Genomic DNA, 12,199 nt, shown 5'->3' on the forward strand with positions numbered 1-12,199 from the left:
ATTGATGGAGCGTTTAGTATTCGCGCCGCTGTCTCAACTGCTCCAGATCGCGCCGCTGTTGCAGAAGCTCCTGATTGTTCTGGTTGATCTGGCGATCCTGGTCGTAGGCCTGATTGTCTCGCCCCTGCAACTGGTCACCGATCAATGCGCCGGCGCCCAAACCGAGCGCTCCGCCGATGGCCGCGCCCAAGGCGGGATGTTTCACCGCCGAACCGATTAACCCGCCGACGCTGGCGCCGCCCAACGCACCGATGCCCGCGCCTTTTTCCCGGCTGGTTAAATTGCCGCCGGCACAGCCGACGAACAGTGACGCGGTAAGCGCCGCGCTCACCACCATCACGGAAAAACTTTTCTTGCTCTGCGAAAAATGGTTCATGGCATTTGCTCTCCTTAGAACCTTTAGACGCGCGACGAGTGAGATTGTTTACGAGAAAAAAGCATTACCGCGAAGCGGATACCCGAAGACGATCACGTCATCAGCGCATGCGCTGAATCGTCGCGATTCGATCATCCAGTGCCGGATGGGTCGAAAGAATCCCGCCGCCCGCGCCGCTGCCGGCGCTGCGGCGAATCCAGGTAAGCGAGTTGAGCATGGTCTCTTTGGAATAACCGGCGCGGCGCAAGATCTCGACACCATGTTCGTCGGCTTCATATTCTTCGCTGCGGCTGTAGCCGCGCGCGACCAATTCGCCGGCGATGGGCGCCAGCGCGCCGGCAGCCGGGAACAAGGACTGGAGTCCGGCGGAAAGAATGTTGAGACCGGCACCCACGGTTTGCGCTTTGGCGACGTGACCGAGATCTTCATGCGCTAGTTCGTGCGCCAATACGCCGCGCAGTTGATCTTCGTCGGCGCGCCGCAGCAAACCGGCGGTGACGTAGAACTGGCAATTGCCGGCGTTGGCGGCATTGATTTCAGTTTGGTTGAGTACGCCGATGCGCACTTGCTCGGCGCGGCAAGGATGATTCATCGCTTGGATCAACGGCAGCATCACCCGGCGTAAACGCTCCGCGTCAAACGAATCGCCGCGACTCGTGGCATTGCTCGGCGGCGGCGAGTAACTGTCGCGGCTCGGCCGCCGGCTCGGCGCAGGCGCCGGCGTTAGCGCTAAGCAAGCGGAAAGCGACATAACAGCGAGCGCAGAAGCGCTAAACGTAGTTGTCAGTTCCCAGTTTTTAGTTGCCAGTTTTCTGGCAACTGAAAACTGCCAACTAGAAACTAACAACTTTCTCACTCCCTGTTCCATACCGTAGCCTGCGAAACCTTACGACGCCGGCCGCTTACCATCCGCCGCGGTGGTCGACTCGGCGCCGCGTTTTTCCTCGATCAAATCCAAATAGACTGTGCCGAAAACGATCTTGCTGCTAAGTTTCACCGGCAAGCGCCGTTCGTCCGCAGAAATCCAGATCACCGCTTCGTTCAAGCGTCCGGCGTAACCTTTCTTGGTCGTGTTCTGGACCCGCGGCAGGATGCGAAACGCCTCGATCGACTTGCCCGACTCCAACTCGACCATTTCCTTTTTCTCGATGAACAGTTCGAGCAAATAGCGGTAGCGTCCGCCGAACAGTTTGAAGTACAGCCGATCGCCGACTTTGAAATCGATGCTGCGCGCCAGATAAATCGCCGAAATCGGATCGAGGGTATTGTTGGATTCGAACCGATAGTCCCGGGTGCGGTGGCCAACCTGCGTGCGATAAACCTTCCACTGCTTGGTGCCCGCATCGTACTTGGCATCGGTGTCGATCACCCGCGAGTTCTCCCGCTGGCTAAAATTGTAATGCACCGGCTCCAGGTTTTTGGCGTCGAAGGTCGACAGGATTACGTCGCGCATTTTCCAGATCAAGTCGAGGGCGCGCGAGGTTTTGGCGTCCACCCGCACGTTAATCACTTTCTTGCCATCGACCACCGTCTGGGTCGTCTGAACCTCAGCGATCGCCACCGAGAACATGCCGTTCCAAGTCGCGCGATAAACTTCCTTCTTGCCCCTTTCGGAAGGCAAAGTATGCGGTTGATAAACCGGCACCGCCTCTAATTTCATCATCAGCGCTTGCGGCGCTTGCGCGGCGCGGATCGGCAGCGCGCTGAGAAATGCACACAGGACGGTTATGAGTATCGCTTTGGTTCGGATCATGTCACACTATTAGACGCGCGAGTTGGCCAAACGTTTAAGTTTCCTAACATAAAAGTCGCGCCCTGAATACGGCTCTTTTGCGATAGCCACAACACAGAGCTAAGTCAGCCATATAATTGCAGTCACCCGTGCTTTTGGTTAGTATTGACCTGCCAATGAACTTCGCAATGATAGTCCAGCAAGTTAACCGCAGTCCTTACATTGCGCAGTTTCTCGTAGCCATCGTTTTTCTGGGTTTAGCAAGCGTCGCGGTCGGGCAAGACGTAAAAACTTTCCCGGCCGCGATGCCATCGGCGCAGGCTCTCAAATCCTGCATGGAGAGCCGCAACGGCGCCGAGTGCATGGACCAACTGTTTCGCGTCGCGCTTAAACAGCACTCGACCAAAGAAATCTTGCAACGGTTACAAAGCTATCAAGACAATGACCCGGAAATTCGCCGCGATTGTCATCCCATCGTCCATGCCATCGGCCGGGAAACCTACCGCATTAAAGGTACGATCCACGACTCCTTCGACGCCTGCGACCAAACCTGCCATTCGGGTTGCTACCATGGCTCGGTGGAGCGCTTTTTGCGGGGCGAAAATATTTACGCCGAGATTAACAAGCATCCCGGCACCAACGAACTCAAACAAAAAGCCGCCATCGCCTGCGATCCAAAAGTCGTCGCGCGCTTCCGCTTCCAATGCTTGCATGGCCTCGGCCACGCGCTGCTGTATTTTTCGAGTTACAAGCTGATGCCTTCTTTGGAAATCTGCGACGTGCTGCCCGAGGACTGAGGCCGCTCGTCATGCTACGGCGGCGTGTTCATGGAAAATGTTTTCAACGCCACACCGGAGACCCGCGATTTGAGCCCCACCGACCCGCACTATCCGTGCAACAAGCTCGATAAAAAATACCGAGCAGATTGCTACGTCATGCAGACTTCGCGCATGACCGAGATGGGACTCAGCACCGAAAGTTTATTTCAGGAATGCGCCAAAGCCGGCGAGTTTCAAATCCGCTGCGCCACCTCCATCGGCCGCGACTTGTCCAACGATGTCCGTCTCGGCAACCATCAACCGACGGCGCAAAAATGCCAACTCGCCACGGGCGATGCGCGCCTCGCCTGCGTGCGCGGCGTGATTTACGCGCTCATCGATAACACCTGGGACGGCCGCTACGCCCTGCCCTTTTGCGCCGCCCTGAGCCAAGACAGCGATCAATCCGCCTGCTACCGCGACAGCGTCAGTTATCTCAAAGAGACCTTTGAAAAATCCACCGCCGACATCGCCAAGGAATGTGTGATCCACGTCGGTCAATCCAAACGTTGCAGCGAACTCGCGGCGCGCTAAACCGCGCCGGGACAATTATTTTGGAATCTGTAATGTGGAATTTGGAATCGCATCAGCACTCTTGCGCGTCCTCTGAGTAAGTGAAAGAGTAGCCGCGCAATCCTCTCCAGTCGCCCGGCACTTGTGAAATTATGGAAGCTCCGCTGTTAATGATCATCGACGACGAATTTGGCGTGCGCGAGTCGCTCAAGATGGTCTTCGGCAAACAATATCGCGTGCTCGAAGCCGACTCCGTCGACGTCGCCCTGCCGATCGTTCAAGAAACCCGCCCCCAAGTAATTTTACTCGACGTTATGATGCCCAAGACCGACGGCTTCGAGATGCTTCAGCGGCTAAAAGAGATCGACGCGGGCTGTGAAGTCATCATGTTGACCGGCGTCAATTCGCAGCAGCTGGCGGAAAAAGCCAAAGACTTCGGCGCCTGCGATTTTGTCGGCAAACCTTTTGACATCGTCGAGATCCGCAACAAAGTCGCCCAAGCCTTCGAACGCATCGCGCAAAAAAATCCGCCGCCGCCACTGCAAAGTTAAGCGCAGCACCGACGCATCGAAGCGATGGCCACAACCATTCAGCGCAAAACTCTTTACGTCATTGTTATCGCGTTGCTGCTCGCCGGCTGCGCCAGCCTCAAGCAGTGCGCCTACCGCGGCGTCAACCGCGATCAATGGCAGCAACCGGAAAAAGTCATCGCCGCGCTGCAAATTCGTCCCGGCGATCAAATCGCCGACCTGGGCGCCGGCGGCGGCTATTTCACATTCAAGCTGGCAAACGCAGCCGGACGCACTGGCAAAGTCTACGCCGTCGATATCGATCGAGAGATGACCGACCTGATCGCCCAACAAGCGCAAAAAGACGCAGTTAAAAATGTCGCCACGATCGTCGCCAAAGACAGTGATCCCATGTTGCCGCAGTCCGGCGTCGATCTGGTCTTCACCAGCAACACCTATCACCACATCGGCGACCGCGTCGCCTATTTCGCCAACCTGCGCAAATATCTCCGTCCCGGCGGCAAAATCGCGATCATCGACTACGACCGGCGCGCCTGGATCGAAGGTTTGCTACGCCACTACACGCCGAGCGAGTTCATCAAACGGGAGATGGAACAGGCGGGATACAAGTTGCAACAAGAATTTGATTTCCTCGACCGCCAATCGTTCCTGGTTTTCACCATTTCCAAATAAATCCGGCAACCGGAATCTCCTACTTTTTCTTTGTGAGCTTTGCGTTCTTTGCGGTTAACATTTTCCGAATCCAAATCCTCATCCTCTGTGATCTCTGTGCCCTCTGTGGTTAAATCCTTTCGCCGTTCCGGTAGCGGGTTAGACTTGGTCCATCACGGCACGCCGAATCTCCCTTCATCGCTTGCTCCACTGAGCAAAAATCGGTACTTTACCCTGCAACTGGAGCTTTCTTGACCACCACTTACATCCTCAAAGATTTATCCGAACCGATCCGCAATAGCTCAGGGCTCGACTACCGCAAGGAGCTGAACGACGCGCAGTACGAAGCGGCGACGGCGATGGACGGACCGTTGTTGATCGTCGCCGGCGCCGGCACGGGAAAAACCCGCACGCTAGTTTACCGCGTCGCCCATCTGATCGATCAAGGCATCGATCCGCGTTCGATCTTATTGATGACCTTCACTCGGCGCGCCGCCGAGGAAATGATTCGGCGCGCGAGTTTGTTGATCGACAGCCGCTGCAGCCAAGTTTCCGGCGGCACGTTTCATTCGTTCGCCAATTTGGTCCTGCGCGTGCACGGCCGCCATGTCAACTTGGCGCCGTCGTTCACGATCATGGACCGGCCCGACAGCGAAGACGTGATTCAGACGCTGCGCTCGGACATGGGACTCAACACCAAAGAGAAGCGCTTTCCGCGCAAACAAACCGTCGCGGAAATTTTTAGCATGACCCACAACAAGCATATTGCGCTGAACGAATTGCTTGAATTGGAATATCCCCATTTAGTCGAAGTCCAACCGGAACTAGCGGAAATGCAGCGCCGCTATACGGAATTTAAACAAACCAAGTCGCTGACCGACTACGACGATCTCTTGATCAAGCTGCGCGACCTGTTGGCCGACCATGCCGAAGTGCGTAACCGGCTGTCCGATGCCTATCGCTATATAATGGTCGACGAATATCAGGACACCAACCACTTGCAGTCGGAAATTGTCCGGCTGTTGGCGGCCACCCATGACAACGTCGCGGTGGTCGGCGACGACGCCCAGAGCATTTATTCTTTTCGCGGCGCCGATTTTCGCAACATCATGGACTTTCCCAAGCAGTTTCCCGGCGCGCGCATCATCAAGCTCGAAGAAAATTACCGCAGCACCCAGCCGATTTTGAATTTGACCAACGAGATCATCTCGCGCGCCACCGAAGGCTATGACAAGCGTTTGTTCACGCGCAAAAGCGTCGGCAGCCGGCCCAAGCTGGTGCAGGCCGGCAGCGAGCAGATGCAGTCGCAATTCGTCTGTCAAAAAATTTTAGAGCTGCGCGAAGAAGGAGTCCCGCTGTGGGACTTGGCCGTGCTGTTTCGCTCGAGCTTTCATTCTTTCGATTTGGAAATCGAGCTGGCCCGGCGCAACATACCGTTCGTCAAGCGCGGCGGCTTTCAATTCATGGACGCCGCCCATGTAAAAGATCTGCTCGCCCATCTGCGCGTCCTCGCCAATCCTCAAGACGCGGTGTCGTGGAATCGAGTTTTAATGTTGCTCGAAGGCGTCGGACCAGGGGCGTCGCAGAAGATTATCAAATGGCTGCTCGAAGGCGGCAACGCCGTGGAGCGGCTGCGCTCTTACAATGCCAAGGGCAAGATCGCCCATGGCCTACGCACTCTGGCGCAAGTGTTGGAAGAAGCCGCCCGCGCCGAGCTGCCGTCGGAGCAGGCTAATTATTTGCTGCAATATTATTTGCCGATCCTGAAACAAAACTATCCCGACGATCATCCCAGGCGTCTCAGAGACATGGAACATTTCCAGGGCATGACCGAACGCTATCGCGATCTCAATCGTTTGTTGAGCGACATGGCGCTGGAACCGCCCAACGATAGCATCGGCGGCGAACTCGCCGTTGACCCCGATGAAGGTCCGTTGATTCTATCGACGATTCACTCAGCCAAGGGATTGGAGTTTCACTCGGTGTTCATCATCTGGGCGCTGGAGGGACGCTTCCCGTCGTTTTACAACACCAACTCGGCCCAGGAATTGGAAGAAGAGCGGCGCCTGCTCTATGTCGCCGCCACCCGCGCCAAACAAAATCTTTTTATCAGTTACCCAACCCGGGTCTTCGACAAGAGTTTACGCATGGTGTTGTCGCAACCGTCGCAGTTCGTCGACGGCATTTCCTCGCGCATGTTGGAACCGGTCGCCCTCGTGCCCGAGGGCTCCTATTGGAATTGGGAGAGTTAACCATGGTGAAACCGCTACTCTATATCGTCGTCTTCATCAGCGGCGCGGTCTTGATGGCGTTAGAGATCGTCGGCAGCCGCGTGCTCGCGCCCTACTTCGGCAGCTCGATCTTTGTCTGGGGCAGCTTGATCTCGGTGGTCATGACCGCGCTCAGCATCGGTTACTACTGGGGCGGTTGGCTGTCGGCACGCGAGCCCTCCTACGGCAAATTGCTTTTGCTGCTGGTGGTGCCCGGCGTCCTGATTTTCTTTTTGCCGTTTATTTATCCGTCGGTGAACGAGCAGATCGCCATGATCGATTTCGGCAACCGGCTAAATCCGTTGATCGCTTGCGCCGCGCTGTTCTTGGCGCCGGGAATTTTCCTCGGCGCGGTCTCGCCCTACGTGATTCGCCTCGCCGCTACGCAATTGAATACCGTCGGCAGCACCGCCGGCACGCTGTACGCGGTGTCCACCGGCGGCAGCATCTTGGGCACGCTGCTCACCGCGTTCTATCTAATTCCCGTTCTCGGCGTCAGCAATATTATCCACGCCCTGGGTATTACGCTGGTGTGTTTGTCGTTAGTTGTAGTACCTTTGATCCGGTTGCAGCGAATTCCCTTGAGCCAAGCCATCGCCACCTTTTCGGTATTGCTCGGTTCGCTGAGCATGTTTGGAGCGCCGTTGGCTTGGGCAAAGACCATCATGCAAAAAGATACTTTCTACCATCGCATCCGCGTCGAAGAAGACGACGAAGCGCGCTACATGTACTTCGACCGTACGTTGCAAAGCGCCATGACCTTGAAAGATCCGAGCGCCTTGCGGCTGATTTACTCGCGCTACACCTCCTTGGGATTTACTTTCCGGCCCGATGCCAAGAAAATGCTCATCATCGGCGTCGGCGGCGGCTCGATCCCGAAAAAAATCCAGAAAGAATTTCCCAACATTGAAATCGACGCCATCGACCTCGATCCCGAAGTGATCAAGATCGCCAAGGAGCGCTTCAACGTCAAGGAAACCAGTCATCTGCGGCTGCACGCCCAGGACGGCCGGCTGTTTCTCACTCGCACGCAGAACTTGTACGATATAATTTTACTCGACGCCTACTTCACCGACGCCACGCCGTTTCATCTGGCGACCAAGCAGTTTTTCGAACTGGCGCAGAAAAAGCTCACGCCCAACGGCATCGTCGTGGCCAATTTGATCAGCGCCGTCACCGGCCCGTCGGGCAAGATCGCGCGCGCCTTCGTGCGCACCCAGCGCCAAGTGTTTCCGCAGATTTATATTTTCGCCGCGCGCCGCCCGGAGAACGTCAGTCTCGACACGATCCAGAACGTCATCGTCATCGCCACCCGCGACAAACAGCGCGTCGACATCAAAGAGATCGTCAAACGCGCCAGCGCCATCGACAAAGATCTTTTCCCCGATCCGATCCAAGACGTCGCCGTCGCCTATTACGACCGGGCCCTGGCTGAAGACGTGCCGATTCTCACCGATGACTACGCGCCGACGGATAATCTGCTCAATCCTTAGCGCCGGCGTTCTCTCCGCCTGCGCGCTTTTCAACCACGCCACGCCCGAGCGCGTCGTCCGCGTCAAGCTGCTCGCCGACGTCGCCTTTCGCGCGAGAAATCCCGAGTGGCAGAGCGAAGCGCGCGGCCTTATCGAAGCGACCTCGGACTACTACGAGCGCGAGTTCAACATTCGTCTAGTCAGTCAAAACGTCGCCGCATGGCCGGAGCGCGAACGCATGAGTTCCACGCCGCAACTGCTAAGCCGCTTGCAAAAAGATTTTTCCGCGCCGAGCGCCGACTATGACGTGATCGTCGCCTTCAGCGGCGAAAACGTCAGCCGCTATCTCACCGCCGGCCGGCCGCGGGTCGACCGAGTCGGCGAGTGTATACGAGGCTTGAGCCAGTACATGATCGTGCCCACTGCGAAAATTTTTCGCTACGGCGGTTTGAACCGCGAGCCCGAGCCCGATGTGATCACGCTGATTCATGAATTCGGCCATGTCTTCGGCGCCGAACATGTCGACGACAATCAATCGCTGATGCATGAGAACTACGGCTACCGCACCGAGTTCGACGCCAAGAACCGCGCGGCAATAGTGAAAAATAAATTCTGCCTATTTGCCAAATAGAAAATTAGGCAGTAGGCAATAGGCAACAGCCAATAGTCTGAAATCCGGATTCGGACTTCAATCTTACTGTTGCCTGATGCCTTATGCTAAACAAGCTCCGCATCGTCATGGTTCGTCCCCAAGGCTCGGGCAACGTCGGCTCGGTGGCGCGGGCGATGAAAAACGTCGGCGCCAGCGAACTCGCCATCGTCGGCGACGCGCGCACGCAAAGTTTCTGGGCCAAGGCGATGGCGGTCCATGGCCGCGATGTTTTGGCCGAGGCGAAACACTACCCGACGATCCGCGAAGCGATCGCCGATTGCATCTTTGTCGTCGGCACCACTTGCCGCACCGGACTCTATCGCAGTCACAGCCAAAGCGTGCGCGAAGCGGCGCCGTCCATGGCCGCGGCATTGAGCAACGGTAAAGTCGCTTTGCTATTCGGCCCGGAAGACCACGGCTTGAGCAACAAAGATCTCGAACACTGCCAGGAACTGATTATCATTCCGGCCAATTCCGAGTACCAATCCTACAACGTCGCCCAGGCGGCGGTGATCTGTCTCTACGAGATTTACGTCGCGTCGTTGGAAAAACCGCCGGCGGCGAATGAATTTGCCCTCGCCCAAGCGGAAGACATCGAGCGGCTCTTCGACCTCATGAGGAGTTCGCTGCTCAAAATCGGATTCTTAAATGCCGAAAATCCCGAACACATACTGCTCGCGCTGCGGCGCATCCTCGGCCGCGGCGGTCTAGCCGCCCGCGACAGCCGCATCTTGACCGCCATGTTCCGCCAGATCGAATGGTTCGCCAAAGACGGCTGGAAAGCCGTCGAAGAAAAAGAGCGGCAGGGCATCAAGATTAAGTAGCGGCGCAGCACATCTTGTCATCATAAATATCGGATTCGGAAATTTCTCCCGCAAAGGCGCGAAGGCGCAAAGTTAAGAAAATAAGATTTCCGAAGTTAGCGCCTTTGCGGGAGATTCTCCGATTCATTATTTGCGAACTTTGCGTTCTTTGCGGCCAACTCCTATCCTCTTTCCTTGCCGCAGCGCTGGACCGCGCCGTCAAGCCGCGCTAAGGTGCGGCCAATCATCGCTCGCTCAGGAGGAGAAATGAACGTCAACGATTTCAACTTGAAAAAAACCGCGCTGCTGTTTTTCGATATTCTCAACGGCTATGTGCCGGAGCCGGCGCCAGGCAAGCCGCGAGTATTGAAGCCGTGGATTCAAAACGCCGTCAAGCTCAGTAAAGCCGGGCGCGCCGCCGGCTTGCCGGTATTTTTCGCCAAGGGTAATCACCGTCCGGACAACGCCACCAGCGCGCTGCTGCTCACCGACACCAACAACTCGCTCGCGCCTTGGCCCAACGGCGAAGTGACGAAAACTAAGATGCACGTCATCGCCGGTGACAAAAGCTCCGACGTGCTCGCCGACTTGGAACCGAAGGCCGACGACTACTACATCGTCAAATATCGCTGGAGCGCGTTCTTTCAAACCTATCTCGATCTGGCGCTGCGCACTCGCGGCATCGACACGATCATCATCTCCGGCGGCTCGACGGATGTCGGCGTGACCTCGACCATGTACGCCGCCCGCGACTTGGATTATAACCAGATCGTCGTCAGCGACGCCTGCGGCACCTCCCACGACCAACGCGCCCACGACACCCTGATGGAAATAATTTTTCCGCGCATGGCCCGCGTGCGCACGACCGAGCAGGTGATCGAGATGATTGTGAAGGCTGGCAAATAGGATAAAAGAACTGTTCACCACGAAGGACGGAATATTATTTATCCGAAACCTTCGTGCCCTTCGTGGTGAGATGAAATTTTCATTCGACAAAAGACAATAACAAATTGATTTAAGAAACAAGGAGTCCAACATGGCAGCGAACGTCACCGCCCCCGTCGGCATCAGCAAGAACATCAAACAGATCGGCCGCATGGATCTCGCCGGCGGCGGCTCGGTGGTCGTCGAGAACGGCTACGCCTACGTCGGCCACATGGACCCGCCGCACGGCACCTCGATTATCGACGTCAAGGACGCGAAGAATCCCAAAGTCGTTGCCCACATCGGAATCCCCGAAGGCCTGCACTCGCACAAGGTGCGCGTCAGCGGCGACATCATGCTGATCAACTACGAACGCTACAAAGCCAAACAAGAACTGCAATCGGGACTGAAGATCTTCGACATCTCGAACAAGACGAAACCGCGCGAGATCGCCATGTACAAGACACCGGGCAAAGGCGTGCACCGCTTCACTTTCGACGGCCGCTACGCCTATATCTCACCGACCATCGACGGCTATCAAGGCAACATCGCCATGATGCTCGACATGAAAAATCCCGAGCAGCCCGAAGAAGTCATGCGCTGGTGGATGCCCGGTCAATGGGTCGCCGGCGGCGAGACGCCAAATTTTAAAGGCGCGGACACGCGCTGCCACCATCCGATCCGGCGCGGCGACCGTTTGTACATCAGCTACTGGCACGGCGGCTTCGCCATCGTTGATATCTCGAACATGAGCAAACCGCGAACCGTCAGCACGCTCGACTGGAGTCCGCCCTATCCCTGTCCGACCCACACGACGCTGCCGCTGCTGAACAAAATCATGGAGCGCGACTGGCTGATCGTCACCGACGAAGAGGTCGGCGAGAAGTTGAACGAAACCCACAACGCCTTTCTCTGGGTCGTCGACATCACCAAAGAAGATTTGCCATTGCCGGTGGCGACTTTCATCGTCCCCTTCGAAGGCAAGTCGACGCCCATGAACCGCTTCGGCGCGCATCAACCGGCGGAGCAAGTCTACGGCAACACGCTCTACGTCACCTGGTTCGCCGGCGGCCTGCGCGCGGTGGATTTTTCCAATCCCTATCAGCCCAAAGAAGTCGGCTACTACGTGCCCAATCCCGGCAAAGGTCAGAACGTCGTCATGAGCAACGACGTGTTCCACGACAAAGACGGCAATCTGTATTTGATCGACAGATACGATGGATTAGAAATTCTCGAATCACGGATTTGAAAGCATGATCGTGGCTCGTGTAAAGACGTAGGGTGCGCTTGCGCACCGTCTTCGTAGGATGGGTGTCGTGGCAACGTCAATATGTCATGTTAACAGCAACGCGATTATGTCAGGGTAGTGCGTTGGGTTGAGGTCGTAAGTTAGAAACCTGGCCATAGCGGAACCCCACCTTGTTGGAGTTGGTTCGATATAGGCCAAGTGTGTGCGTC

13 protein-coding genes are annotated in these 12,199 nt (G+C 56.5%); 10 read left to right on the plus strand and 3 right to left on the minus strand.

Translation table 11 applies throughout. The annotated features are described in order from the left end of the window. Positions 1-13: 13 nt before the first annotated feature. The 3 genes from EXR70_06475 to EXR70_06485 all read right to left on the minus strand — a co-directional run bounded on the left by EXR70_06475 (position 14) and on the right by EXR70_06485 (position 2,129). On the minus strand, positions 14-376 hold the full coding sequence (locus EXR70_06475) for a hypothetical protein (GenBank protein MSP38118.1): 363 nt from the start codon (positions 374-376) through the stop codon (positions 14-16). Positions 377-476: 100 nt separating this feature from the next. Further along, complete coding sequence (locus EXR70_06480) at positions 477-1,244, minus strand: hypothetical protein (GenBank protein MSP38119.1); 768 nt, start codon at positions 1,242-1,244, stop codon at positions 477-479. Positions 1,245-1,262: 18 nt separating this feature from the next. Then, a complete protein-coding gene (locus tag EXR70_06485; GenBank protein MSP38120.1) occupies positions 1,263-2,129 on the minus strand; it encodes a DUF3108 domain-containing protein in 867 nt (288 codons plus the stop codon). A 167-nt stretch (positions 2,130-2,296) separates the two neighbouring features. On the opposite strand from EXR70_06485, the gene EXR70_06490 reads away from it, so the two are divergent. The 10 genes from EXR70_06490 (at position 2,297) to EXR70_06535 (ending at position 11,990) form a co-directional block, all read left to right on the plus strand. Further along, a complete protein-coding gene (locus EXR70_06490) occupies positions 2,297-2,905 on the plus strand; it encodes a hypothetical protein (GenBank protein ID MSP38121.1) in 609 nt (202 codons plus the stop codon). A 30-nt stretch (positions 2,906-2,935) separates the two neighbouring features. Then, a complete protein-coding gene (locus EXR70_06495) occupies positions 2,936-3,460 on the plus strand; it encodes a hypothetical protein (GenBank protein MSP38122.1) in 525 nt (174 codons plus the stop codon). Positions 3,461-3,591: 131 nt separating this feature from the next. Then, entirely contained in the window at positions 3,592-3,990 is a 399-nt protein-coding gene (locus tag EXR70_06500; GenBank protein ID MSP38123.1) for a response regulator, read from the plus strand. A gap of 24 nt (positions 3,991-4,014) precedes the next feature. Then, on the plus strand, positions 4,015-4,641 hold the full coding sequence (locus EXR70_06505; GenBank protein ID MSP38124.1) for a methyltransferase domain-containing protein: 627 nt from the start codon (positions 4,015-4,017) through the stop codon (positions 4,639-4,641). Between the two features lie 230 nt (positions 4,642-4,871). Then, the gene (locus EXR70_06510; GenBank protein ID MSP38125.1) at positions 4,872-6,872 is read left to right on the plus strand and encodes an ATP-dependent helicase; all 2,001 of its coding nucleotides are present in this window, start codon (positions 4,872-4,874) and stop codon (positions 6,870-6,872) included. Between the two features lie 2 nt (positions 6,873-6,874). Next, positions 6,875-8,383, plus strand: coding sequence for a methyltransferase domain-containing protein (locus EXR70_06515; GenBank protein MSP38126.1), 1,509 nt, complete (start codon positions 6,875-6,877; stop codon positions 8,381-8,383). Next, entirely contained in the window at positions 8,346-8,993 is a 648-nt protein-coding gene (locus EXR70_06520) for a matrixin family metalloprotease (GenBank protein ID MSP38127.1), read from the plus strand. The genes EXR70_06515 and EXR70_06520 overlap by 38 nt, the downstream gene beginning before the upstream one ends. An 83-nt stretch (positions 8,994-9,076) precedes the next feature. Then, complete coding sequence (locus EXR70_06525; protein MSP38128.1) at positions 9,077-9,838, plus strand: RNA methyltransferase; 762 nt, start codon at positions 9,077-9,079, stop codon at positions 9,836-9,838. Between the two features lie 246 nt (positions 9,839-10,084). Next, positions 10,085-10,723: a cysteine hydrolase gene (locus EXR70_06530; GenBank protein MSP38129.1), complete on the plus strand. Its 639-nt coding sequence runs from the start codon at positions 10,085-10,087 to the stop codon at positions 10,721-10,723. A gap of 130 nt (positions 10,724-10,853) precedes the next feature. Further along, positions 10,854-11,990 (plus strand): hypothetical protein, encoded by a 1,137-nt coding sequence (locus tag EXR70_06535; GenBank protein MSP38130.1) that lies wholly within the window; start codon positions 10,854-10,856, stop codon positions 11,988-11,990. Positions 11,991-12,199: the final 209 nt, after the last annotated feature.

It is taken from the genome of Deltaproteobacteria bacterium (assembly GCA_009692615.1).
Lineage (GTDB): Bacteria > Desulfobacterota > Binatia > UBA9968 > UBA9968 > DP-20.